The organism is Neobacillus sp. OS1-2, from assembly GCF_030915505.1.
Lineage (GTDB): Bacteria > Bacillota > Bacilli > Bacillales > Cytobacillaceae > Neobacillus.
In genome coordinates this window covers 4,643,086-4,667,283 of sequence record NZ_CP133265.1, presented here as the reverse complement: position 1 = coordinate 4,667,283, position 24,198 = coordinate 4,643,086, and the positions used below count along the sequence as shown (strand labels likewise).

At 40.5% G+C, this 24,198-nt stretch carries 21 protein-coding genes; 19 read left to right on the top strand and 2 right to left on the bottom strand.

From position 1 onward, the window contains the following. Window positions 1-8 precede the first annotated feature (8 nt). From RCG19_RS23260 to RCG19_RS23175, 18 genes are all read left to right on the top strand, one after another. Window positions 9-923 carry a VOC family protein gene (locus RCG19_RS23260; protein WP_308109136.1) on the top strand — a complete coding sequence of 305 codons (915 nt, stop codon included), beginning with the start codon at window positions 9-11 and terminating at the stop codon, window positions 921-923. 31 nt (window positions 924-954) lie between these two features. Continuing rightward, complete coding sequence (locus RCG19_RS23255) at window positions 955-1,851, top strand: RCC1 domain-containing protein (RefSeq protein WP_308109135.1); 897 nt, start codon at window positions 955-957, stop codon at window positions 1,849-1,851. Between the two features lie 261 nt (window positions 1,852-2,112). Continuing rightward, on the top strand, window positions 2,113-2,625 hold the full coding sequence (locus RCG19_RS23250; protein WP_308109134.1) for a hemerythrin domain-containing protein: 513 nt from the start codon (window positions 2,113-2,115) through the stop codon (window positions 2,623-2,625). 267 nt (window positions 2,626-2,892) lie between these two features. Continuing rightward, window positions 2,893-4,386, top strand: coding sequence for a carboxylesterase/lipase family protein (locus RCG19_RS23245; RefSeq protein ID WP_308109133.1), 1,494 nt, complete (start codon window positions 2,893-2,895; stop codon window positions 4,384-4,386). Between the two features lie 28 nt (window positions 4,387-4,414). Continuing rightward, window positions 4,415-5,389: a 1-aminocyclopropane-1-carboxylate deaminase/D-cysteine desulfhydrase gene (locus tag RCG19_RS23240; RefSeq protein WP_308109132.1), complete on the top strand. Its 975-nt coding sequence runs from the start codon at window positions 4,415-4,417 to the stop codon at window positions 5,387-5,389. Window positions 5,390-5,522: 133 nt separating this feature from the next. After that, entirely contained in the window at window positions 5,523-6,290 is a 768-nt protein-coding gene (locus RCG19_RS23235; protein WP_308109131.1) for an NUDIX domain-containing protein, read from the top strand. 70 nt (window positions 6,291-6,360) lie between these two features. Further along, window positions 6,361-7,170 carry a bifunctional DNA-formamidopyrimidine glycosylase/DNA-(apurinic or apyrimidinic site) lyase gene (mutM, locus tag RCG19_RS23230; protein WP_308109130.1) on the top strand — a complete coding sequence of 270 codons (810 nt, stop codon included), beginning with the start codon at window positions 6,361-6,363 and terminating at the stop codon, window positions 7,168-7,170. A gap of 139 nt (window positions 7,171-7,309) precedes the next feature. Further along, a complete protein-coding gene (locus tag RCG19_RS23225; protein ID WP_308109129.1) occupies window positions 7,310-7,849 on the top strand; it encodes a DUF6241 domain-containing protein in 540 nt (179 codons plus the stop codon). A gap of 118 nt (window positions 7,850-7,967) precedes the next feature. Beyond that, window positions 7,968-9,329 carry an IS1182 family transposase gene (locus RCG19_RS23220; RefSeq protein WP_308109128.1) on the top strand — a complete coding sequence of 454 codons (1,362 nt, stop codon included), beginning with the start codon at window positions 7,968-7,970 and terminating at the stop codon, window positions 9,327-9,329. Window positions 9,330-9,650: 321 nt separating this feature from the next. Further along, window positions 9,651-10,292 (top strand): transcriptional regulator CcpN, encoded by a 642-nt coding sequence (locus RCG19_RS23215; RefSeq protein WP_166240591.1) that lies wholly within the window; start codon window positions 9,651-9,653, stop codon window positions 10,290-10,292. Window positions 10,293-10,308: 16 nt separating this feature from the next. Next, window positions 10,309-11,124, top strand: coding sequence for a pyruvate, water dikinase regulatory protein (locus RCG19_RS23210; protein WP_166240593.1), 816 nt, complete (start codon window positions 10,309-10,311; stop codon window positions 11,122-11,124). A gap of 2 nt (window positions 11,125-11,126) precedes the next feature. Beyond that, complete coding sequence (gene ppdK / locus RCG19_RS23205) at window positions 11,127-13,796, top strand: pyruvate, phosphate dikinase (protein ID WP_308109126.1); 2,670 nt, start codon at window positions 11,127-11,129, stop codon at window positions 13,794-13,796. Window positions 13,797-14,034: 238 nt separating this feature from the next. After that, window positions 14,035-14,226: a YbxH family protein gene (locus RCG19_RS23200; RefSeq protein WP_308109125.1), complete on the top strand. Its 192-nt coding sequence runs from the start codon at window positions 14,035-14,037 to the stop codon at window positions 14,224-14,226. A gap of 79 nt (window positions 14,227-14,305) precedes the next feature. Beyond that, window positions 14,306-16,882 carry a DEAD/DEAH box helicase gene (locus RCG19_RS23195; protein WP_308109124.1) on the top strand — a complete coding sequence of 859 codons (2,577 nt, stop codon included), beginning with the start codon at window positions 14,306-14,308 and terminating at the stop codon, window positions 16,880-16,882. A gap of 130 nt (window positions 16,883-17,012) precedes the next feature. Further along, window positions 17,013-18,287 (top strand): glycosyl hydrolase family 18 protein, encoded by a 1,275-nt coding sequence (locus RCG19_RS23190; RefSeq protein ID WP_308109123.1) that lies wholly within the window; start codon window positions 17,013-17,015, stop codon window positions 18,285-18,287. A 272-nt stretch (window positions 18,288-18,559) separates the two neighbouring features. Continuing rightward, entirely contained in the window at window positions 18,560-20,029 is a 1,470-nt protein-coding gene (dacB, locus tag RCG19_RS23185) for a D-alanyl-D-alanine carboxypeptidase/D-alanyl-D-alanine endopeptidase (RefSeq protein ID WP_308111061.1), read from the top strand. Between the two features lie 145 nt (window positions 20,030-20,174). Next, the gene (locus RCG19_RS23180) at window positions 20,175-21,206 is read left to right on the top strand and encodes a Delta(5) desaturase DesA (protein WP_308109122.1); all 1,032 of its coding nucleotides are present in this window, start codon (window positions 20,175-20,177) and stop codon (window positions 21,204-21,206) included. Window positions 21,207-21,279: 73 nt separating this feature from the next. Next, window positions 21,280-21,792, top strand: coding sequence for a response regulator (locus RCG19_RS23175; RefSeq protein WP_308109121.1), 513 nt, complete (start codon window positions 21,280-21,282; stop codon window positions 21,790-21,792). A gap of 60 nt (window positions 21,793-21,852) precedes the next feature. Here RCG19_RS23175 and RCG19_RS23170 read toward each other — a convergent pair whose 3' ends face one another. Beyond that, window positions 21,853-22,341 (bottom strand): hypothetical protein, encoded by a 489-nt coding sequence (locus RCG19_RS23170; RefSeq protein WP_308109120.1) that lies wholly within the window; start codon window positions 22,339-22,341, stop codon window positions 21,853-21,855. Between the two features lie 144 nt (window positions 22,342-22,485). Between RCG19_RS23170 and RCG19_RS23165 the strand changes: the two genes are divergently transcribed. After that, the gene (locus RCG19_RS23165; protein WP_166240607.1) at window positions 22,486-23,208 is read left to right on the top strand and encodes a CBS domain-containing protein; all 723 of its coding nucleotides are present in this window, start codon (window positions 22,486-22,488) and stop codon (window positions 23,206-23,208) included. Between the two features lie 34 nt (window positions 23,209-23,242). On the opposite strand, the gene RCG19_RS23160 is transcribed toward RCG19_RS23165, so the two are convergent. Beyond that, the gene (locus tag RCG19_RS23160; RefSeq protein ID WP_308109119.1) at window positions 23,243-23,968 is read right to left on the bottom strand and encodes a hypothetical protein; all 726 of its coding nucleotides are present in this window, start codon (window positions 23,966-23,968) and stop codon (window positions 23,243-23,245) included. Window positions 23,969-24,198 lie beyond the last annotated feature (230 nt).

Here is a 24,198-nt window from a genome sequence, read left to right as displayed (position 1 = left end):
GCAAAATGATGTCAAATGCAAATCAAAAGATCGTGCCCCATTTGTGGTATGACAAGGAAGCCAAAGAAGCAGCTGATTTTTACGTTTCCATCTTTCCAAACTCAAAAATAATGGATGTAACTTCAATCCACGATACACCGTCGGGCAACTCAGATATAGTCTCTTTTGAGCTATGGGGGCAAAAGTTCATGGCAATTAGTGCAGGACCATATTTCAAAATCAATCCGTCGGTTTCTTTTACAGTTAATTTTGACCCTTCACGAGAAGAAGACGCAAGTGAAAAAATATTTGAGGTTCGGAACAAATTGTCCGAAAATGGAACCGTGTTAATGCCACTTGAAAAGTATCCCTTCGGTGAGTGCTATGGCTGGGTTCAAGACAAGTATGGGTTGTCGTGGCAGTTAATTTTAACGAATCCAGAGGGTGAGGAGCGGCCAGCAATAATGCCTTCATTTATGTTTGTAGGTGATAAATGTGGCCATACGGAAGAAGCCATTCATTTTTATTTATCAGTATTTAAAAATGCCAAGCAGGGGCATATTGCCCGCTATCCTAATGGCATGGAACCTGACAAAGAAGGGACAATCATGTTTTCTGATTTCAATTTAGAAAATCAGTGGTTTACTGCAATGGATAGCGCACACGATCATAAATTCAGTTTTAACGAGGCAATTTCATTCTTGGTATACTGCGACACACAAGAAGAGATTGATTACTACTGGGACAAGCTCTCGGCAGTTCCTGAAGCCGAGCAATGCGGCTGGCTGAAAGATATGTATGGTGTATCCTGGCAGATTGTGCCAAGTGAAATGGATCAGATGATGAGTAAGGGGACACCCGAACAACTTGCCCGGGTAACGAAAGCATTTCTTAAAATGAAGAAATTTGATCTTGTGGAATTACAGAATGCCTACAAGGGATAACGCGAAGAATTTATATTCAAGGAGGTAAAACATGGATTACATTTCACCGGAAGTATCAGTGTTAATGGTGAAAGAGTGGCCCAAAGATACCATAGCGGCTGGACGTCGTCATACCGTTGGGCTTAAATTGGATGGAACGGTGACTGCTGCGGGGGATAATAATTATGGCCAATGTGATGTAAGCGGCTGGAGCGATATGGTGGCGGTCGCAGTGGGTAATGTTCATATGGCGACGAACACGGGCAATGCGCATACAATCGGGCTTAAATCGGACGGAACGGTGGCGGCTGTGGGCTGGAATATGCATAAACAATGCGATGTAAACGGCTGGCGTGATATTGTAGCAGTGGCCGCAGGTTGGCGTCGTACTGTCGGGCTTAAATCGGATGGGACGGTGGTGGCGGTTGGTCGAAAAAATGAAGGCCAATGTGATGTAAGCGGCTGGAGAGATATGGTGGCGGTCGCAGCAGGTGACTGGCATACTGTCGGGCTTAAATCGGATGGAACGGTGATGGCTGTTGGTAATAATCGGTATGGTCAATGCAATGTAAGCGACTGGAATAACATTGTGGCAGTATCGGCAGGCTACCTTCATACTGTCGGACTTAGGGCGGACGGCACTGTTGTAGCTGTTGGTTTAAATAAGCATGACCAATGCGATGTAAGTGGCTGGCGCGGGATTGTGGCGATAGCAGCGGGTAGTAATCACACCATCGGCCTTAAATCAGATGGAACGGTAGCGGCTGTGGGTTTGAATAAGCATGGCCAATGTAATGTAAGTAACTGGTACGGTATTGCAGCGGTATCTGCGGGTTGCGCGCATACTCTCGGCCTTAACACGAATGGAACGTTGGTGGCTGTTGGTGATAATGAATATGGCCAATGCGAGATAAGCAGTTGGCGCTGCATCCAACAGACCGGGAAATAGTTTTTTTAACAACAAGCAAGAGAATAACAGCACGAGGTGCTTCTGAAATCATTTCTTTAACCCCAAAACGGCTTGATACCTGTGTGTCAGGTGTGACACTTTTAGTGATACTCCTATCTATTATTCTTGTGTGATTCCCATCACGAAATGATCGATACGTTTGGCGTATGCTTTTAATAAAAGTAATTCAATTCTATCCGAGCCCTTTTGGATATAAAAAATTAGGATCCATGGGGAAGGAAGAATGAGGAGGGATTTGTGGTGGAGGATTCGAAGGTTACATTTAGCCCCGCATTGCAGCAACTAAGGCGCGAACATGTGTTTCTCCGGGCAGATATGGATATTTTCTATGAGATCACGGAAGAGATAGAATTCGAGTCGGGTCCAGCTGTGGTTCAGCAGTTTGCGAAATTGTACGAGCAGATTTCGTCTTTCAATGAGAAGCTTAAGGCACATTCCAAACGAGAGGAAGAAGGATTGTTCCCTATGATGGCCCGCCGCCTCGGCGAAAATGACAGAACCATCGAGGCTATGGAATATGAACATGAAAAGGCGGAGCAGCATCTACGTGATTTTCTCACCGAAGCAGAAAAGGCGGGTTTAAACATCAATGAAAACGACGCGCAAATGATTACTGTATACGCCGTTCAGGCTCATGCTACCTTAATACAACACTTTGCCAAGGAAGAAAAAGCGCTATTTCCATTGGCTGAGAATATACTGTCGAATGACGAGAAGAAGGAACTTGAACGACTGCTTCTAGTAATATCATAGCTGGTTAGGTAAATATCAGTAATATATAAACAGTGGGATACGATTGTTTCCCACTGTTTTTTCGTTATTCGACTGGTGTTTACATAAGTAAAATTATTCTAAATACGTGTTTGATGAATTTTCATGCTGAAAGACCTTTATGTATTTCAATTTTTGATATTTATTTGATAAGCAACAGGAAATTGTCATCTTCTTCTCGAATACAAGTAGGCAGCATCAATAGACAGGTTTGCCAAGGGCTATTTTATTTTGAGAGGGGTATAATCAATGTCCAAAACGATTGTTGAAAGCATTTACGGTAAGCTGCAAGGGAAACAGATTGATGGTGTATTTGCGTGGAAAGGGATACCATTTGCAAAGCCACCAATTGGAACTCTTCGCTTTCGTGCTCCAGAAGTGCCGGATTCTTGGGAAGGTGTTCGAGATGCAACCTCATTTTCAGCTGTTGCCCCACAACCAGAAAGTGAAATAATGGAGTTTTTTGGAAGTGATAACTCAAATATGAATGAGGATTGTTTATACTTAAATGTATGGTCTCCAGGCGCTGATGAAAAGAAACGGCCAGTAATGGTTTGGATTCACGGTGGGGCGTTTGTTTCAGGATCTGGATCCAGTAGTTGGTATGACGGTGCTTCGTTTGCTGCTCAAGGTGATGTCGTTGTTGTTACGATCAATTACCGACTAGGGATATTGGGCTTCCTTCACCTTGCAGAAATTGGAAATGAAGACTATGCGACTAGCGGAAATTGTGGCATTCTTGATCAGGTTGCGGCTTTACAATGGGTACAAGAGAATATTTCGGCTTTTGGGGGAGACCCGAACAATGTAACGGTATTTGGGGAATCCGCAGGTGCCATGAGCATCGGGGTATTACTAGGTTTTCCTTCAGCACAAGGTCTTTTCCATAAAGCAATTCTCCAAAGCGGTGCTGCTGCAAATGTCCATTCTTCGGCAAGAGCCACAAAAGTGGCGGGTCATCTATTAGCGGCATTACAAGTTGATTCTACGAATCTGTCTAAATTAGAAGAAATGCCGGTTGATCAGTTAATTCACGCTTCTGGCATAGTACCTCCCATGAGTTTAGGACCAGTTATTGATGGGATCGCACTTCCCAAAAATCCAGAAGTGGCGATTTCAGAAGGTTCAGCAATGGATGTACCTATTCTAATTGGTACGAACAAAGATGAATACAATATTTTCAGTGTATTTGATCCAGAGTGGAAGAACGCAGATGAAGCAAAGGTTCATTCTCTTTTTGAAAAAACATTTGGACACTTACTGCCTGTGATTTCAAAACAATTCTCAAATAGTGGTCCACTAAACCAAGAACTTTTTAATAAACTACTAACTGCTAGTGTCTTTACAAATCCTGCACAAAAATTATCAGAGATCCAGATAAGCAAGGGTGCTCCCGTTTGGATGTACCGATTTGATTGGGAAACACCCGTATTTAATGGTACACTGAAAGCTACACACGCGTTAGAAATTCCATTTGTATGGAACACATTGAATAAGCCAAATACTGAAAACTTCACGGGGGATTCCCCGGAAAGGCAACTTGTCGCCAATCAAATGCATCAGGTATGGATTAACTTTGCACGGACTGGCGATCCAAACACAGAGAACCTTCCTGAATGGCCAAGGTATGACATTAATAATCGATCAACCATGATATTTAATACTGAGAGTGCCGTAGAAAATGACCCAAATAAGGAAGAGCGGATAGGTTGGGAACAAGTAACTATGCTATTGAAATCCTAATAAAAATGAGGATTAAAGGAGATTCACCATGGACAGACTTCATATCGCTAATTTGCCTACTCCGATTCAAAAGTTAGATCGTCTCGGAGAAGAACTAGGAGTAAATCTATATTTGAAACGCGATGATTTTACAGGGACGGAAGTAAGCGGAAATAAAGTAAGAAAACTTGAATTTTCTGTTGCGGATGCACTGCAACAAGGTTGTGATACTCTCGTTACTGCTGGAGGCATTCAATCTAACCATTGTAGGGCGACGGCTGCTGTCGCGGCAAAATATGGATTAGGCTGTGATCTTATTATCAGAGGAGAGATTCCAAATCATTTTGAGGGAAATCTTTTTATGAATCAAGCGCTTGGTGCCCGTGTTCACTTAATTTCACCGGAAGAATCCAGAGAAGAGAAAATGGATGAAATTGTTGAAAACTTAAAATCTCAAGGACATAAACCTTATTTAATTCCAGTTGGCGCATCAAATGCCGTAGGGTCTTTAGGTTATGCTGCGGCTATTGAAGAGATTACCCAACAGGAGAATAATCTAGGGATCCAATTTGATACGGTTGTCATTGCTGTTGGCTCAGGGGGAACCTATGCCGGGCTTTGGTATGCTAACCAGAAGCAGGGAGCAAGACGAAAAATTCAAGGATTCGCGGTTGATAACAACACAGAAATCTTTGTGGAAACCATTACTGAAATACTGAAGGAAATGTACCTGAATGATGATTTGGAATCACCTGAAGAGTATAAAGATATTTTAATTAATGACCAATATATCGGCACCGGTTATGCAAAAAGCATACCAGAAGAGCTGGCTTTCATCATGAAAACCAGCCGAGAACACGGGTTTCTGTTAGATCCTGTTTATACGGGTAAAGCGTTTTACGGTCTGGTTTCGGAAATACAAAAAGATCAATTTAAAGATGCAAAAAACATCCTCTTCATCCATACTGGCGGTCTTCAAGGATGGACACAGGATCAAAGAGAAATGGCGCTGAAATCAATTTAAGATTTTGTTGATTAGGATCTGTCCCCAACTGTTTAAAGGGGGACTGATTCTATTTTTTTTTAGTGCAAATTTAACAAAAAGAACGTATTATGATTGTTTACGTAAAATGGAGAAAAACTAAGTGAGGACTTAAATGTTTTATATTCGAGAAACGTTTCAAATTCTTCCTGAAAAGGTCAGTGAGTTTAATGAGTTTTTTCATAATTATGTGTTGCCCAACCAATTGAAAAATGGTGCAAAATTAGTAGGCCGTTGGATAACAGAGCCAAAGGATGAAATTGTTGCTATTTGGGAATTTCCAAGCTATGAAGAATACGAGAAAATTGAGGAAAGAGTATTAAGGGATGAAATGTATAAGCATGCACAAACCCAACTTCAGAAACGTGGTAAGTTATTGATTGATCACAGCAAAGATTTTTTAAACCCAACAGGTGCATACAGTTCCCCGAAACAAACTGTAACAGTTAGTGGCTATATCACAAATGAACATAATGAGGCATTGCTGGTTAAAACATTTTGGCGAGCAGATACGTGGGAGCTTCCCGGAGGCCGGGTAGAAGAGGGGGAAACCCTTGATGTGGCACTCTGCCGCGAGATAATGGAGGAAACGGGAATAACTGTTCAATTACAAGGTGTGACCGGAGTATATTCTAATGAAAGCACTGTTGCCATTGTCTTTTTAGGAAAAAGTATTGGCGGAGAGCCAAAAATGTCGAAGGAAACAAAAGATGTCCGTTTTATTCACATCAATCCTGCAAACGTAAAACAATATATTAAGCGGGGAAAGTTCATTCCAAGAGTATTGGATGCGATGAATGGAAAGTGTTTACCGTATGAAGCATTTAAAGTCCGTCCATATGAACTGCTGAAGAGAATAGATGGGAACGTAGATAAGGTATAACATTTTGCTCTTTTTCTAAATAATTGGGCATCCTAATGACCAAAGAACCTCTTTTGGAAGGAGTTATTCGATGCCTGAGCTTCCGGAAATGGAAACCTACAGAAACTTATTAAATCAAAAAGTGGCTGGTCAAGTAATTACAGATGTTCAAATAAATCGTGAAAAATCAATTAATCTAAAACCAGAGCTTTTCAGGAAAACCATCCTGCACCAGAAAGTGATCACCGTAAATAGAAGGGGAAAGCATTTGCTGTTTCAGCTCCAAAACAGCCATGTCCTTTTATTACATTTAATGTTGGGCGGGTGGATGTTTTACGGTACAGAAGCGGAAAAACCAAAAAGAACCATTCAAGTGCGTCTTTCGTTTGGGCAGCAGCATCTATATTTTATTGGATTGCGTCTAGGATATTTACATCTAAATAGTCAAAACGAAACGGAGAAGAAACTTTCTGACTTAGGTCCGGAGCCGCTAGAGATGACATTTACCTTAAGCGAATTTTTAAAACGAATGTCGGCTAAACATGGTAAATTAAAAACCACAATGCTCAATCAAGAGTTTATCGCTGGGATAGGAAATTGTTATTCTGCTGAAATATGTTATCATGCTGGCATTTTACCCACGAATGATATAGATGATATAAGTGAAAGTGAGAGAAGCCAACTATTTCATTCCATTAGAGTTGTCCTTCACGATGCCATCAAGAATGGCGGCTATATGGATCAACCACTTTATAAGGAAGATACTCTTACTGGGGGATACAATAACTTATGTAAAGTATATGATCGTGAGGGTGAAAACTGTTATCGATGCGGTACCATTATCGTGATGAAAATGATTTCTTCCAGAAAAACATTTTATTGTCCTAATTGCCAAAAATAATGTAGAAGACCGCCCCGATGGCGGCTTTTTTATTGTGCGATTTGTCCAAATATTTCTATTTGTAGAAAAAACAAGATGGAATTATTCTGGATTTTTTGTTAAGGTTAAATGAACAGAACTTTCAAGGGGAATATAAAAAATGAAAAAAGTCTTAATAATTGTTACGGCAGTAATTGCTATCTTAATTGGTGGAACGTATCTTACATTTACAATCATGGGGAAATTGGCAAGTACGAATTCAGCTCATGATGTTACTGGACCTTCAATTGTGGAAACAATGTCTCCAGAAAAAAAAGCTGAAACTGAAAGTAAAGAACAAACCCAATTCATTGGTGGTATTCAGTACGACACTGGACTTACTGCCGAATCCAGCCAAGATGCAGTTATTGACGTAATGCATAAAATGACTCATCAAAAGGTGAAAGCAGAAGATAAATGGGGTGCCATTCCTATGTCTCAAGATACAATATCACAGGTTTCTGAGATAGTGTCCACAAGTACTTTTGAACGGAAAGGAGATTTATTGAAGATTCTTGACAGGTGGAAAAATGGAGATTTTTCTCATGCTGATGATGACCACAACTATTTCTGGAGCTACCAAGGCGGAACAATAGGTAAAGCGTATGGAACACTTAACAATGACGAAGAAAATGAGTTCATCAAAAACAACTTTAAATAATGATTCAAGGCCCTTAAGAGGCCTTTCAGACTGTAGACAAATCCCCCGTTTTTGGGGGATTTGCCTACAGTTTTTTTGTATAATGAATATACTACTAATTTTGAAGGTGATGAAGAAAATGCTAACCAAAAATACTCAGATGAATCGGGATCAATTAGAAATGATAACTCTTGAACAGTTGGTGCCGGTGAACCACTTGGTCCGAAAAGTAGAGGCTGCCATAGATTTTTCATTTATCTATCCTCTTGTTCAAGAGATGTATTCTGCTGAACGAGGGCGTCCCAGTATCGATCCTGTTGTATTAATAAAGATGGCATTCATTCAATATATGTTCGGTATTCGCTCGATGCGAAAAACGATAGAAGAAATAGAAACGAATCTAGCTTATCGCTGGTTTCTTGGGTATGGATTCCATGATAAGGTACCGCATTTTTCCACCTTCGGTAAAAACTATGAACGACGCTTTAAGGATACAGACTTATTTGAACAGATTTTTTACAGAATCCTAAAGCAGGCAACCGAAAATAAATTGGTAAGTAGCGAACACGTTTTTATTGATTCTACCCATGTTAAGGCAAGTGCAAATAAGCGTAAATTTGAAAAAAAAGTAGTTCGTAAAGAAACGAAAGCATACCAAGAACGTCTCCAAGAAGAAATTAATGGAGATCGTGAAGAACATGGTAAAAAGCCTTTCCCACCTGACAAATTTGAAAAGGAAGAAACAAAGGAAATCAAAGAAAGTACCACGGATCCAGAAAGTGGATATTACGTAAAGGATGAGCGGACGAAGCAGTTTGCCTATTCTTTTCATACAGCTGCCGATAAAAATGGTTTTGTCTTAGGAACGATTGTTACCCCAGGTAATGTTCATGATAGTACAATGTTAGAGCCTCTTCTTGAAAAAGTCATTGAGAACTCAGGGAAACCTGCTGCTGTTGCTGCTGACGCTGGATACAAAACACCTGCTATTGCTCAATATTTAATTGAAAACGAGATTCGTCCCGCTTTACCTTATACTCGCCCTCGTACCAAAGAAGGTTATTTGAAAAAGAACGACTTTGTTTATGATGAGCACTATGATTGCTACCTTTGTCCGGGAGGACAAGAGTTAAAATATAGCACGACAACGAAGGAGGGATATCGGCAGTATTTTTCGAATCCAGTTCAGTGTAAAGAATGTCCATTTTTATCCCAATGCACACAAAGTAAAAACCATCAAAAACTAATTCAACGACATGTTTGGGAAGAATATCTTGAGGAAGCTGAACACCTTCGGCATACAGACGAAAATAAAATAATCTACGCACGACGCAAAGAAACAATTGAACGTGTATTTGCAGACGCGAAAGAGAAGCATGGGATGCGATGGACAACTTTAAGGGGACTTAAAAAATTGTCTATGCAGGCGATGCTTACTTTTGCTGCCATGAATTTAAAGAAGATGGCAAACTGGACTTGGGTGAATCCAAAAATGGCATAAAAAACGACCCCGGAGGGGTCTGGACAAAGGAAAGTTGAGCAAAAAATACTTAATAATGACAAAAGGCACCCGAATAGGCTTATTCGGAATGCCTTTTGTCGACAATCTGCAAGGCCCTTAAGAGGCCTTTTTATTTTCCCTCCTCCAAAAATATCTAAACTACCGCCGGAATCGGCGGCTTTTTTTATATTGTGTGAATCTTTTTTCTAAATTAATGTTTCACATTGAAGTTAAATGTTATATACTATATACAAATAAGTATAGCACATTTGTTAGCGATACATAGAATAAACCATATTTATTGAACAGAAGGAGGTGTTAATGATTAAACTTACAAAACGACAGGATGAAATCCTGCAAATTGTTAAACAAAACGGACCGATTACGGGAAAGGATATCGCGGAGAGGCTTTCGTTATCGAGGGCTGCGTTAAGACCAGATCTTGCCATCTTAACGATGTCAGGCAGCTTAGATGCCAGACCTCGGGTAGGTTATTTCTTTAATGAAAAACTGCCAGTTAAAAGACAATCGGAAAAATTTCTTCATCAAACAGTAAATAATTATAAAGCACTCCCGATTGTCGTCGGAAAATCAACATCCGTTTATGATGCGATCGTCCAGTTATTTTTAGAGGATGTCGGAACGCTATACGCTGTCGATTCGGATGGACAATTAGCAGGTGTTATATCTAGGAAGGATTTGCTCAGAGCCTCACTAGGAAATCAAAATTTGAATGAATTGCCGGTAAGTGTGATCATGACGAGAATGCCTAATATCATTACCATTCAACCGGAAGAGACCTTGCTCGAAGCGGCGAAAAAGATGATTCACAATCGCATCGATTCCCTTCCGGTAGTAAAGGAAATGGACGAGCAAAAGAATACATATTTGCTAGTCGGACGAATTACGAAAACAACCATCACACGGGCCTATTTAGAAATTATGGAAGAAAAATCAGACTAAGGGAGTGGCTGAAATTTTGGTACAAAAAGAAGTGGTCTATGTGGTTTCAGACTCAGTAGGGGAAACGGCTGAGTTTGTGGTAAAAGCTGTTGCAACACAATTTAATGGTGGCCATGTTGAGATTCGCCGCAATTCTTATGTGGATGATTTTGAAGATATTGAAGATGTGATGATTTTAGCTAAAAAAGACCATTCGATTATCGCTTATACGATTGTTGTCCCGACATTGAAAGAGTATTTGGACCGGCGTGCAAGGGAGGAAGGCATCATGGCCGTAGATTTGCTTAGTCCATTGATGAATGCATTTGTCACTAAATTTAATAAAGAGCCGCACCATCAGCCAGGATTGATGAGAAAGCTCGATGAGGAATACTTCCGGAAAATTGAGGCTATTGAATTTGCGGTTAAATATGATGATGGCCGTGATCCTAGAGGTATTTTAAGAGCAGATATCGTGTTAATCGGTGTATCACGGACTTCGAAGACACCGCTGTCGATGTATTTGGCACACCAGCGTTTTAAAGTAGCCAATGTACCGTTAGTCCCGGAAGTGCAGCCGCCGGATGAATTATTTCAAATCCCACGGAAAAATTGCATTGGGTTAATTATTTCACCAGATAAGTTAAACGAAATTCGGAAAGAGCGTCTGAGGGCATTAGGGTTAGCTTCCCAGGCCAATTATGCAAGTTTTGAGAGGATTTTAGAAGAATTAGATCATGCTGAAAAAATCATGAAGCGCGTAGGCTGCCCTGTCATTAACGTATCAAATAAGGCTGTTGAAGAAACAGCAGGCTTAATTATTGAAGTGCTGAAAAAAGAGAGGAGCTTTTAATCATGGATCAATTTGTGTACTTATTTAATGAAGGAAATGGCAATATGAGAGACTTGCTAGGGGGAAAAGGAGCTAATCTTGCAGAAATGACGCAAATTGGCTTACCAGTACCATATGGTTTTACGATCACTACACAGGCATGTAATGCTTACTATGAAGCTAGTAAAACGATTCCAACAATAGTAGAAAAACAAACTTTAGAAGCTCTAGCACGATTAGAGGAAAAGATGGGTAAAAAACTGGGAGACCCTCAAGATCCATTACTCGTTTCGGTTCGTTCTGGTTCTGTGTTTTCCATGCCGGGGATGATGGATACAATTTTAAATCTAGGGATGAATGATGAAACCGTTGTGGGATTGGCAAAATTAACGGACAATGCTCGTTTTTCTTATGATTCCTACCGCCGTTTCATTCAAATGTTTAGTAATGTGGTACTTGAAATCGATACCTACTACTTTGAACAATTTTTAGAAGAGGTCCGCGAGCAGAAAGGTTATTCCTCCGACCCTGAAATGACGGCTGAAGATTGGCAGGGGGTTATTGCCGGCTATAAAGGAATTGTGAAAAAGCATACTAGAAAAGACTTCCCACAGGATCCAAAGGAACAGCTTTTCCTTGCGATTAATGCTGTATTTAATTCATGGAACAATCAGCGTGCGATTGTGTACCGCCGCTTAAATAAAATTCCAGATCACTTAGGAACTGCGGTTAATATTCAAAGTATGGTATTTGGTAACATGGGAAATGATTCCGGCACAGGTGTTGCCTTTACAAGAAATCCATCGACTGGTGAGCATGTTCTATACGGTGAATATTTAATTAATGCTCAAGGGGAAGACGTAGTAGCAGGTATTCGGACACCACAGCCTATTGCGACGTTAAAGGATGAAATGCCTAGGGTATATCAACAATTTTCCGATACATGCAAACGCCTTGAACAGCATTATAAAGAAATGCAGGACATTGAGTTTACCGTTGAACGCGGCCAGCTATTCATCCTGCAAACGCGGAATGGGAAACGGACGGCAGCTGCTGCGATTCGCATCGCTGTAGATATGGTTGAAGAAGGAATCATTGATAAAAAAACCGCCTTACTACGTGTTGACCCTGACCAATTAAATCAATTGCTGCACCGCCGCATTGATGACAAATTTGAAAAGAGAGTTTTAGCAAAAGGATTACCAGCTTCCCCAGGTGCCGCCACTGGACAGGTAGTGTTTGATGCGGATGAGGCCGAGGCTTTAGGAAATGACGGGAAAAAGGTCATTTTAGTCAGACCTGAGACCACACCTGACGATATTCATGGAATTGTTGCTGCTCAAGCGATTTTAACAAGCCGCGGCGGGATGACAAGCCATGCAGCAGTTGTTGCACGCGGCATGGGGAAAGCGTGTATTTGCGGATGTGAAGCATTGAAAATCGATTTGCGAGCAAAACAATTTACTATTGGTGAAACTCTAGTAAACTACGGAGATATTATTACGATTGATGGTTCTACGGGTGAAATTATGCTTGGTGAAATTCCAATGATTGATCCAGAACTTTCTGATGAATTTCAGTTGTTGCTTGCATGGGCAGACCATGAACGAAAAATTGGGGTCCGCGCTAATGCTGACAACCCGGAAGATGCACGGAAAGCTTTTGAGTTCGGGGCAGGTGGTATTGGCTTATGTCGGACTGAACATATGTTTATGGATATAAAGCGGATTCCAACAGTGCAAAAAATGATTCTTGCTGAAAATTACGGAGAAAGAATGGCAGCATTGGACGACTTATTACCAATGCAGCAGGGTGATTTTGAAGGGATATTCGAAGCGATGCAAGGGTTCCCTGTCACGATTCGTTTATTGGATCCCCCATTGCATGAGTTTTTACCAGACAAAGAGGATCTATTAGTAGAAGTAACAAAGCTTCAAATTACAGATCCGGGTTCTGCGGAATTAAAGAAAAAAGAGCAATTACTCAAAAAGGTTCGCCAATTAGATGAGTATAACCCAATGCTCGGCCACCGTGGCTGCCGGCTTGGAATCATTTATCCGGAAATTTACGAAATGCAAGCAAAAGCCATTTTTTATGCAGCGGCTGCACTGGCTGATAAGGGCATGACCGTTCAGCCTGAAATCATGATTCCATTGGTCGGCCATGTGAATGAGTTAAAGCAAATGCGCCAGCTGGTTATTGATGCTGCTACTCTTGTGCAGGAGGAAACAGGTAAGCATTTTGAGTACACGATTGGAACCATGATTGAAATTCCACGTGCTGCCATAACAGCTGACCAAATTGCCGAAGAAGCTGATTTCTTCTCATTTGGAACCAATGATTTAACGCAGACTACATTTGGTTACAGCCGTGATGATGCAGAAGGGAAATTCCTGCAGGCCTATATTGAAAATAAAGTGCTGCCGGAAAATCCATTTGCTGTACTTGATCAGAATGGTGTTGGGAAGCTTATTGAAATGGGTGTTACGCACGGCCGCAAGACGAAGCCAACATTAAAAACAGGTATTTGCGGTGAACACGGCGGTGAAAAGAGCTCGATTGATTTCTGCTACAGAACGGGGCTTGATTATGTCAGCTGCTCACCATATCGCGTGCCGCTTGCACGTTTGGCTGCTGCACAAGCAACGATTCGCCATGAGCAGAATAAGGAAGAAGTATACACAACAGCTTAATATATTTTTGATGGGCGGTGCCAACATGGTTGGTGCCGTCTTTTTTTGTGGATTTTTGGATTCGCAAATAAACGGAGCTGTTTCGCAAACAAATCCCCTGGTTTCGCAAACAAATCTGTTTGTTTCGCAAATAAACGGGATATTTCCGCAAATAAAAACTGTTTGAGCAGCTAGTAGCATTGGATTAGTACACTGCAAACTGCTAATACTATAAAAAACAACGAAAAGGGGACTTAAAATGGGGGCAATTGAACGAAGTGGATACCGATTTGTGCCAGAATACAGTGTGATCATGCAAAACGGAGCGGTCCATGTCTACAATCAAGACCAATTTATCGAAGAAATTCAATTTCAGTTTTCCGGGAAGTTTCCAGAGATAGATCAAATCGAAGAATTAATAGACGAATATTGTAATCAACATAATATTTAGGGCCGAATATTCGTTCGGTTTTTTGTTTTGTGTTAAAATGAAAAATATGAAACCAATTTTTAGAAAAGGAGGGAAATGTATGAGTAAATTAACAACCATATACCCTCAAGCGATTGAACATACAAAAATGAAGGTGATCGAGGACATTGACCACTATTTAGAAACGAATGAATTACAGCCATCCTTTGAGCAATACATGAAGGATCGCGGTCATTATCTAGAACAAATTTGGGTGAATGTCTGGCTAAATAAATCAACAAATGATGTTCCAAAAAATGAAAAGAAGCAATTTTTAAGTGAAAAAGGGTTTGAGGTTCACGGAATTGACCGTAAGCTGCTGAACAAACTCTTCAGAGATGAAATGCGATCCTATCAGCCTTTCAATGTGATGGAGTGGGTGGAGGAAACTTTTTCTGGACAGGAAGAACTGTGGGCAGAGCGTTATCAGGAGGCAAAGGTAAACTTTTTAAAGCGGGAAGAACAGAAAGACCTCGAAGAGAAAAAGCAAATGCTTCGCGGTGAAATCGAGGACTTCGCCGTTGGTATTTTAGAAGATCAATATGAACTTTTTTATCTATATATCCGTTACTTTGTTGCAAAGCAGTTAGCAGCTGATTTAAAGAATAATATGAAGTTTCAGGCGATTGATCCAGTGGCGCTTGAAGAAAAATTAGTCAATCAAGGCTCCTTTGATTCATCTGAATATACAACAGTAGCGACATTTTTCGGGGAACTTACCGGCGATATTCACAAGACACTCAACTGGGGCCGAAGTACCTATGAATATCAAACTTATTTCTTTGTTTATGAAAGTTTAATTTCAGATTATATATCAGAGCTCATTCCAGAGAAAATTCTAGAACAACTTTCGGATGAGCTTATGGCTGATTTTTACGATGTCTTCCATGAGAAATTATCGCCGTCCTTTGTAAAAGGCAGCATTGCGCAGCTCATATATGACCTTGAGAGCTATTTTATTGAAGATATTCAAGATGAATATGTGTCAGATCTATTAAGGATAGCCGAAGTTCCTTTCGATCCAAAGGTGCATCGGGCTTTTCTGAAAAAAGACCTTGGTGAACGGGAAAAGAAACAGAAAGAAGAACAAGCAGAACTTCAGCGAAAAAAAGAAGCCGAAGAACGGATGATGAAAGACATCTTTGGTGCAGAATATGACCCTTCGTTACAGCGACATGTTCGTTATGTCTTACATATTGGCGAGACGAATACGGGGAAAACCCATCATGCACTTGAACAAATGAAGGCAGCCGAAAGTGGCTTATATTTGGCACCACTTCGACTGTTAGCTCTTGAGGTTTTTGATAAATTGAATGCGGAGGGGGTATCTTGCTCATTAAAAACCGGTGAGGAAGAAAAAATGGTTCCGGGCGCACAGCATATCTCTTGTACTGTGGAGATGTTCCATGAAAAAGAGGTTTACGAAGTGGTCGTGATCGATGAAGCCCAGATGATTACCGATAAAGACCGCGGATTTTCGTGGTATAAGGCGATCACAAAAGCGAATGCAAAAGAAGTACATATCATCGGCAGCAGAAATGCAAGAACAATGCTGCTCGAGTTGCTGGGAAATGCGGATATTGAAATTCATGAGTACAGCCGGGATACGCCACTTGAGGTGGAAAAGAAGGAATTTCATATTAAGCACGTTAAAAAAGGTGATGCCCTCATTTGTTTTTCAAGAAGACGTGTTCTGGAAACGGCCTCGCGGCTGCAAAATGACGGGCATTCGGTCAGTATGATTTATGGCAGTATGCCGCCGGAAACGAGGAAAAAGCAGATCGAGCAGTTTAATAAAGGAAAGACAAAGGTAATTGTGTCAACAGATGCAATTGGTATGGGGTTAAATTTGCCCATTCGCCGGATCGTTTTCTTGGAAAATGATAAATTCGATGGAACTAGAAGGCGGCTGCTCACCTCGCAGGAAGTAAAGCAAATTGCTGGCCGGGCCGGTCGAAAAGGAATTTATGATGTCGGCAAAGTCGCGTTTACAAGTGACATCAAAAAAATGCAAAACCTCTTGCTACAGGAGGATGAGCCTGTCCATACGTTTTCGATTGCTCCAACCAATTCGGTGTTCGAACGCTTTCAACGGTATTATCATGATTTGGGGACGTTCTTTGAGCTGTGGGGTAAATTTGAAAGTCCAAAGGGTACAAAGAAAGCTTCCCTTTCTGAGGAGAAGTCCCTCTATCACCTAATTGCCGGGACAGAAATTGAAGCACGACTTTCCTTAATGGATTTGTATGGCTTTTTACACTTGCCTTTTTCAAAAAATGAATTGGTGTTGACGAGGCAATGGGAAGATAACATGTATGCTATTATTCAAGGCAGAGTTCTACCTGAACCAATTGTAAAAGACCGCAGCCTGGAGGAATTAGAATTAAGTTATAAGGCCATCGGGCTTCATTTGTTGTTTTTATATCGGTTGGGAGAGCGAACAGAAACTATTTATTGGGAACGACTGCGAGCAGAAGTTAGTGATCAAGTACAGGATCGGTTAAAGACAGACATTAAGAAATTCGTGAAGAAATGTAAGAACTGCGGGAAAAAATTGGCGTGGGATCATTCGTTTCCTACTTGCGATGCCTGCCATGCAGCAAAATATAGAAGATATCGAAATGATGATTTTGAATAGTAAGAGAATCCCGGTGTTCTGACGGAACCCGGGTTTTTCTTATGCCCATAAAAATTAGAGGAACCATTTTTTAATAAGAATTTTAGTCATTTTAGTCCATAAGATGAATAGAAAGGAGTGTGAGCGGTTTATGGCAGTTCATGTTGTGAAGACGGGCGAAAATTTGTGGATGATTTCTGCGATGTATGGAGTTTCAATTCAAACGATTGTTGAGCTAAATGGGTTACCTTCGACAAGTACACTTGTCCCGGGAATTGCCCTCTATCTCCCGGACAGTCTGCCGCCACTCCGTCCTTATCCAATAAAGGCAGGCGATCAAATTTGGCAGTTAGCCCAAGTTTTTAATACAGACATTTCAACGATTTTAGCGGCTAATCCCGGTGTAGATCCAAAACGGCTCATTGTCGGACAGATAATCAATATTCCCTCATCATTAAAATTAGAAATAGCCACACTTGGCTTCTTAGTGCCTTCTTCTGTCAACGCTAACCTGGAAACACTCAATGATCTTGCGGGGCAATTAACGTACCTGGCGGTTGTCGCCTATTCTTTTACAAAAGAAGGATACGCTTTTAATGTGTCTGAGGACTCGGCGATTGTGGCGAGGTGTAAAGAATTAAACATTACCCCGTTACTGATGATTCGTAATTATACGGGCAGTGATTTCAGTGCAGAATTGGCGGGAAGTGTGCTTGAAAATCCTACATTTCGAACAAATTTGGTCGCAAGTATCGTGAATCTTACCATCCAAAGGGGTTTTGGTGGTGTCAGCATTGACCTTGAATTTATTCCCCCGCGAAGGCGCAATGATTTTATTACTTTTTTAACAGATTTAAAGTTGGCTTTAGGCGAATTGATCCTACACGTGAATGTTCACGCCAAAACAGCAGATATTCCTACCAATCGCATCATTGGTGCATACGATTATGCAAAAATTGGCCAGGTCGCCGACTTGGTTGCGGTTATGACGATTGATTACGGATACCCAGGTGGCCCGCCAGATCCGATTGCCCCGATTACCTGGCTTGAACAGGTGATTCAATACTCTATTACCCAAATTAGCCCTCGAAAACTACAAATCGCCTTGCCGCTTTATGGGTATGACAAGGTTGTCCATACGAATGCAACACATGCCAGGTCAGTGCTCGCAGCACAAAATCTAGCGATTTCCACCGGTTCCTCGATTGAATTTGACAACAGCGCCAAATCCCCATGGTTTCGCTATTGGCATGGAGTAGAGGAGCATGTTGTTTGGTTTGAAGACATTCGCAGTTATATAGAAAAGTATCGCTTAATGGATGTTTATCAATTAGTCGGCACAACCTTTTGGCAAATTAGCCTGCCGGCACCGCAGAATTGGGCGTACTTAAGAAAAAATATTGCTGTTCTGAAGAATATTATCTAAATATGGGATTGTTTTCGTATAGGACGGAGTCATTAACCCTATTCAAAATCTAAAACATGAAGTATGTGATGTAAAATTTTGCTTAATTAGTGAGTGAAACTGATATATCAGCGTATTTTGTATATTTATCAGAGAATTTTCAATTATATCGGCGAATCTAAAAACCATCAATCTGGGATATTAGTTCTTGTCCCATTTTTGGAATTCATTTTTACTACAACACTGATTTTTTGGACAAACTCTTATGAAAAAGGAAGGCCTGATTGAAATTAATGAAAAGAACTAAAATTTACATCATTGTATTTTTTGTAGTCATTTCTTTAGCAATCCCATATTTTCACGTAAACGGAATGAACAGTCATGACAATATGGGTAAGCGGCTTAATCAGCTTATCGTAAGCGAACCTGACTTACAAGGCACCATTGCCGGAATAAGCATTCGTTCGGCAGCCAGTGGTGAAATCATTTATGATCATCAGGGGGATATCCGTTTACGCCCTGCGTCAAATATGAAGTTATTGACCGCAGCAGCTGCCCTACAGGTCCTTGGTGAGAAATATCGTTTTAAGACCGAGGTACTATCTGATGCTCCACTGAAAAAGCAGACACTAGAAGGGAATCTTTTTCTAAAAGGATATGGAGACCCGACACTACTAAAATCGGATTTTGATAAAATGGCAGTAGAATTAAAGGAGCTTGGCATTAAGCGGATAAAAGGAAATGTAGTCGGAGATGATTCGCATTACGATAACGAACGTTATTCGCTCGACCTGCCGTGGAGTGACGAAACCACTTACTATGGTGCCCAGATTTCCGCCCTGACTGCTGCACCAACGAATGACTATGATTCAGGTTCTGTTATGGTAAAGATCAAACCCGGCTTAAAAAGTGGTGAAAAGGTGGAAGTAGTAGTAACACCAGAAACTAATTATGTGAAAATCATCAATAAAGCTGAAACGGTCGAGGCAGATGGCAAAAAGGAAATTAAAGTGGAAAGAGAACATGCAAAGAACACAATCACCATTGAAGGAACTATTCCAGTAACAACCAAGGCAGTGACTGAATGGATTGGTGTCTGGGATCCAACAAAGTATGCAACCACTCTTTTTAAACAATCACTAGCAAAAAACGGAATAAAAGTATCTGGGAAAATACGAACAGGAACGGCTTCAAACACCGCCAGGGTTTTGACGAGCCATCAATCGATGCCATTATCGGAATTGTTGATTCCATTTATGAAGTTGAGTAATAACGGGCATGCTGAGGTTTTAGTGAAGGAAATGGGGAAGGTGGTAAAGGGAAAGGGCAGCTGGGAGACGGGGCTAGAAGTGCTGGAAACGGAGATTTCAAAATTTGGAGTAAATACGAAAACAATGGTGATACGTGACGGGTCCGGGGTTTCACATGTAGATTTAATTCCCGCCAATCAAATTACGCAGCTGTTATTTTCTGTTCAAAAAGAAAAATGGTTTCCTGCTTATGTTCATTCATTACCAGTTGCAGGTGCCCCTGAAAAGACAATAGGCGGCACACTAAGACACCGTTTGAAAGATCCAATCGTTCAGGGAAAGGTGAAGGCAAAGACAGGCACGATCTCGACAGTCAGCTCGATTTCCGGTTATGTAACGACAAAAAGTGGACATTCATTCATTTTTTCCATCCTGCTAAATAATTTAGTAAATGAAGAGAAGGCGAAAAAGATAGAGGATAGGCTGATTCAGTTGATAGCCAACACCTATTAAATAAATTATTTCAGAAAAATATCTATAAAATTACCGTGGACATGACATTTATCATGCCCTGCACATGACACCTGCTACTAACAAGTTCAAATCCCTTGGTTTATACTTGGTTTAACGTCATAATCCAAGAAGGGAATTCACCTAAATGACCTTACAAAATACGAAAAATTTAAAAAAACAAATGACTCCTTTTGAAAAATCGACAACGAAGGAAAGTGTATGGCAAATCATCAACACGGTCGTACCATTTATGCTACTTTGGTTTCTTGCCTATCAAAGTCTTTCCGTCTCCTATTGGTTAGCATTGGTTCCATCAGTCCTTGCTGCAGGGTATTTAACACGAATTTTCATTATCTTTCATGATTGCACCCATCATTCTTTCTTTAAAAACCGTCGGGCCAATCGAGCAGTTGGGACTTTTATGGGTGTTTTAACGTTATTCCCATTTGATCAATGGGGTCATGAGCATTCAGTACATCATGCAACAAGTGGTAACTTGGATAAAAGGGGTACTGGAGATATTTGGACGCTTACAGTCGATGAATATGTAGCAGCACCACTTAAGCTTCGTTTAGCTTACCGTTTTTACCGTAATCCATTGGTTATGTTTGGATTAGGACCGATTTATGTATTCCTTCTTAAGAATCGATTTAACCGTAAAGGTGCAAGGACGAAAGAACGTAACAACACCTATTTAACGAATATACTCATTGTTGCATGGATTACATTAATGTGCTTAGCAATTGGATGGCAGTCGTTTCTTATCGTACAGGGCACGATTTTTATGATCTCAGGTGCAGCGGGTATTTGGTTGTTTTATGTACAGCATACCTTTGAGGATTCTTATTTTGAAGAAGATAAAGAGTGGGAATATGTGAAAGCAGCAGTAGAGGGAAGTTCTTTTTACAAGCTTCCAAAAATCATGCAATTTCTAACGGGGAATATTGGATTCCATCATGTTCACCATTTAAGTCCACGGGTACCTAACTATAAACTCGAGGAGGCACACAAAAATACGCCTCCGTTACAAAATGTACCAACTATCACGCTTGCAACAAGCTTACGATCCCTCCGTTTTCGTTTATGGGATGAGAAAAGTAAGAATTTTGTTACCTTTAAAGATATCAAATCAACTGTTAAAAAAAGGGTTTCTATTCATGCGAAACCGGAAGTATAAAGCAATAACTACCTCCCCTCTCTAAAGGGGAGTCTCTATTTACTAGCGGACACCAGATAAGGAGAGAACATAGATGATACGAATTGTCATTGCGGAAGATCAGGAACTGCTGTTACAGGCAATGGGTTCCCTCCTCAATTTGGAAGATGATATGGAAGTAGTAGGACTAGCGGCCAATGGAGAAGAAGCACTTACACTTATCCATCAATTTCAGCCTGATGTATGTCTGATGGATATTGAGATGCCCAAAATGACTGGGCTTGAGGCCGCGGAAGCGTTAATTTCTTCTTTTTCCAAAATCATTATTTTAACAACCTTCGCAAGACCGGGATATTTCAGGCGTGCTTTAGAAGCGGATGTTAGGGCTTATTTATTAAAAGATAGCCCGAGCGAGGAGTTAGCCTCCGCGATTCGCTGTATTATGGACGGAAAGCGGATATATTCTCCTGAACTAATGGATGTGGAATCCAGTGCTACTGAGGTAGCTGGTGAAAATGAATCTTCTGATCAACGGGATAAATCAATTGGCATCGTAAGAAGTTATTTATCAACAATATTAGATAAAATAAAGTTACCGACCGGATAGGGACGTAACGAATGCTCAGAGCATAAAAGTCTTTGAGCATTTTTTATATATCGGCATAGATTATTCTATTTTCCAGGATAATGTAAAATGGCCCTTATGCTCTTTTCCCTCTACCTGCAACTTATAGTGACCCGGTTCAAAAATGGTAACTGTGTTTCCTGATTTCAAGGTTTTGCTTGTATTGCCATCGGAGTCTATCACTTTTGCAATTATTTCTCCTTTTTCAGTATCTCCTGAAAATGTAACTTTTAGGGTTTGTCTATCCTCAAGTTTAACCTTTTTAAAATAATGCCCCGAAAAACTCTTGTATTCTCCGCTCATAACATTCTGTTGAGTATCGATTTCCCCAACCGTTATTGTGTAAGAACCACCCGTGCAACCAACCAAATTCAACAGTATTAGTCCAATTAAGGAAAATATCCCCACCCTCTTCAACATTGAATAGGACTCCTTTTTTATACATATTTCTATAATCATTCCTATTATATCATCTGTTAAATTTTGTATATATTGTAAAAGTGAAATAATTATGAATTCGTAAGGGAACACGAACCTTTGTCATCTTGGTTAATGATTTCCTAATTAGAAAAGGGAATGGGGAGTCAAGAAAGAAAGGAATCTCTTGAAAAATCCAACTATTGATTTTACTATAAAGATAGTAGATTATGAGCATGGTAAATGGGAGAGCATGATATGAATAAAAAACAGGTGCAGCTATTGTCGGAACGCTTTGAAGTCGCCTTCAATCAAGTTCATGACGCTTTACGAGATATCGTTCAAATCAATGATGAAAGATTCGTCGTGTTGGTGAAAGTTGGCGCAAAAAAATATCAAATCATTGAAACCTTTAAGAAGGATTTGGAGCAATACGCGCGGCTTCGAAATGCCATCGTCCATGAAAAAATGGAGGTAGGCTTTTATATTGCCGAGCCGAATGCCAAGGTTGTCAATCATATTGAAAAAATTGCCAATGTTTTAAGCCGTCCCAATTACGCCCTTTCCATCGCATCCAAAAATGTGGTCTATTTTGATGTTCAGGATAGCATCTTAAAAGTAACAGAAGCGATTAAAAAGTACAGGTATTCTAAGTTCCCTATCTATAAAAATAAAAAGTGCATCGGACTTTTGACCGCAGGCTCCATCGTGAAATGGATAGCGGAACATATGGAAAGTGGTCAGGTAAATCTATTAGATATTCATGTTTCAGATATCATGGAATACGAAAAAGAACGTCCCATTGAGATTGTCGATAAGAGCATTAATATCTTTGAGGTTGAAACGATTTTTGAAAAAGCCCATAAAAAGAAACGGAAAATCGAGGGTGTTATCATCACGGAAAATGGGGAAATAGATGAGACACCCCTGGGAATAATCACAGCTTGGGATTTGATTGAAATTGACTATACAGTGGATTAAAAAAGGAGCATCCAAATGGCTGCTCCTTTGTATGTTACGGCATGTCATCAAAATCAAACTCGCTTAATTGATCCATGTGGCTGGCAATCATTGCGATTATGGTGGTCGCTTCTTCCTTGCTAAAGATAAAATGGGATTCATCTTTTATCAATTCGTCTTCAGTTGTCCAGATACGGTTAACCCGTTTGAGGACGCCGTCACCTGTTGCTTGGACGACCCCGAACTGGTAGGTGACCTCCACTTCATCTTCATGCTTGAAGGCAGTTACTTCAGGGGTAGACCAATCGACATCTATTTCCTCAAAAATATCATCGCTGTTGATCTGTTCCGCTTCAAAGTATTCCTCCTCCTCCTCCTCAACGGTTTCACAATCTGCGACATCAAATTCTTCCTCCGACTGCAAATAGACTCCGTCATCAGTGTAATGGCCATCACCGTTCATATAGTCATGAAGACTTGCGTGCACTTCCTCAATAATCTCCTCAATGTCTGAAAGGATGATTTTCGCCGTGTGTCCGCTGTCGACATCGAAGCTATCAATGTAAAATTCTTCGTTTTGCGGGTCGAAGAATAGCGTGCAGAAATAATCACGGTCAAGTTCTTCGGTGTCGACATCCGCAGTATCCACGAAAAACTCAATTCTTGGATGTTTGGCGGCTCTTTCAATTGTCATTTGGCCAACCTGATCATATTCTTCACAAATTGATTCCAGGTGCTCCTGCAATTCTGCACATACTCTGTCAAACCATTCTAACGACATCAAACATCCCATCCCTTCCAGTTTATCGAGGTTATTATTTCCAACTATAAAAAATATATGTTTTCGGATTCATCTCTTTTTGTGGATAGTTGGAAATAGTTAAAGGGGATGAGAAATTAAGTAGCAAACCCATTTTCCAAAGATCAGTTTTTATCCGGACGAATCCTGATACAGGTCTTGTTGTAAATTCTACTACAATAGTGGAAATCCTTTCATAATCAAATATCTAT

Bases quoted from the DNA above. Each gene is read 5' to 3' on its own strand.
- ppdK (WP_308109126.1), top strand. From the start codon at position 11,127: ATGGATCAATTTGTGTACTTATTTAATGAAGGAAATGGCAATATGAGA.
- RCG19_RS23160 (WP_308109119.1), bottom strand. From the start codon at position 23,968: ATGTCGTTAGAATGGTTTGACAGAGTATGTGCAGAATTGCAGGAGCAC.
- RCG19_RS23190 (WP_308109123.1), top strand. From the start codon at position 17,013: ATGGCAGTTCATGTTGTGAAGACGGGCGAAAATTTGTGGATGATTTCT.
- RCG19_RS23175 (WP_308109121.1), top strand. From the start codon at position 21,280: ATGATACGAATTGTCATTGCGGAAGATCAGGAACTGCTGTTACAGGCA.
- RCG19_RS23235 (WP_308109131.1), top strand. From the start codon at position 5,523: ATGTTTTATATTCGAGAAACGTTTCAAATTCTTCCTGAAAAGGTCAGT.
- RCG19_RS23200 (WP_308109125.1), top strand. From the start codon at position 14,035: ATGGGGGCAATTGAACGAAGTGGATACCGATTTGTGCCAGAATACAGT.
- RCG19_RS23240 (WP_308109132.1), top strand. From the start codon at position 4,415: ATGGACAGACTTCATATCGCTAATTTGCCTACTCCGATTCAAAAGTTA.
- RCG19_RS23255 (WP_308109135.1), top strand. From the start codon at position 955: ATGGATTACATTTCACCGGAAGTATCAGTGTTAATGGTGAAAGAGTGG.
- RCG19_RS23220 (WP_308109128.1), top strand. From the start codon at position 7,968: ATGCTAACCAAAAATACTCAGATGAATCGGGATCAATTAGAAATGATA.
- dacB (WP_308111061.1), top strand. From the start codon at position 18,560: ATGAAAAGAACTAAAATTTACATCATTGTATTTTTTGTAGTCATTTCT.
- RCG19_RS23195 (WP_308109124.1), top strand. From the start codon at position 14,306: ATGAGTAAATTAACAACCATATACCCTCAAGCGATTGAACATACAAAA.
- mutM (WP_308109130.1), top strand. From the start codon at position 6,361: ATGCCTGAGCTTCCGGAAATGGAAACCTACAGAAACTTATTAAATCAA.
- RCG19_RS23215 (WP_166240591.1), top strand. From the start codon at position 9,651: ATGATTAAACTTACAAAACGACAGGATGAAATCCTGCAAATTGTTAAA.
- RCG19_RS23245 (WP_308109133.1), top strand. From the start codon at position 2,893: ATGTCCAAAACGATTGTTGAAAGCATTTACGGTAAGCTGCAAGGGAAA.
- RCG19_RS23225 (WP_308109129.1), top strand. From the start codon at position 7,310: ATGAAAAAAGTCTTAATAATTGTTACGGCAGTAATTGCTATCTTAATT.
- RCG19_RS23260 (WP_308109136.1), top strand. From the start codon at position 9: ATGTCAAATGCAAATCAAAAGATCGTGCCCCATTTGTGGTATGACAAG.
- RCG19_RS23180 (WP_308109122.1), top strand. From the start codon at position 20,175: ATGACCTTACAAAATACGAAAAATTTAAAAAAACAAATGACTCCTTTT.
- RCG19_RS23165 (WP_166240607.1), top strand. From the start codon at position 22,486: ATGAATAAAAAACAGGTGCAGCTATTGTCGGAACGCTTTGAAGTCGCC.